The organism is Bartonella phoceensis, from assembly GCF_902825145.1.
GTDB classification, from domain to species: Bacteria; Pseudomonadota; Alphaproteobacteria; order Rhizobiales; family Rhizobiaceae; genus Bartonella; species Bartonella phoceensis.
Window position 1 is genome coordinate 1 of record NZ_CADEAD010000033.1, and the last position, 810, is coordinate 810.

1 pseudogene is annotated in these 810 nt (G+C 43.2%); it reads left to right on the forward strand.

The features are described from left to right. Positions 1-810: pseudogene (locus J7R07_RS07950) on the forward strand (adhesin); the annotation flags it as partial.

An 810-nucleotide genomic window follows, 5' to 3' on the forward strand; every position in this document is an offset into this window, starting at 1 on the left:
AGGTTCATGTAGTCAAGGAAGATGGCAGTGCAGTTGAAGAGCAAAGTTATGCTGATGTAGCGAAAGCGTTTGCTGGTGTAGGCAATTCTTTCACGAATATTCATAAAGAACTTAAGAATGAGATTGCCCAAGTTGTTAGTGACAGTCTTGTTAAGCAGGATGCTGGTACACAGGAAATCAAGATAGGTGCAGAAAAAGGTGGCAACAGCATTAGTATTGCCAATAGTGGAGATGCATCGCGGACCTTGTCAGGCGTGAAAGCAGGAGTTCTTTCGGAAGAATCGAATGAAGCGGTTAATGGTTCACAGCTTTTTGCGGCCAATAAGACTGTTGCGAGCTATTTAGGAGGTGGAGCTGAGTATGAGAATGGCCAATGGAAAGCCCCAAAGTTTAAGGTTCATGTAGTCAAGGAAGATGGCAGTACAGTTGAAGAGCAAAGTTATGATGATGTAGCGAAAGCGTTTGCTGGTGTAGGCAATTCTTTCACGAATATTCATAAAGAACTTAAGAATGAGATCGCCCAAGTTGTTAGTGACAGTCTTGTTAAGCAAGATGATAAGAGCAGTGTTATCAAGATAGGATCAGAGACAGATGGATCAGAAATCACGTTTGCGAATACTGATGGAGTATCTCGGACTTTGTCAGGTGTGAAATCAGGAACGCTTTCTGCAGTTTCGACAGAAGCGGTCAATGGTTCTCAGCTTTATTCGATGAGCAATATGTTAGCGTCATATTTTGGTGGCGGAGCTCGATATGAGAATGGGGAATGGACAGGTCCGACCTTCAAGGTTCCTGTAGTCAAAGAAGATG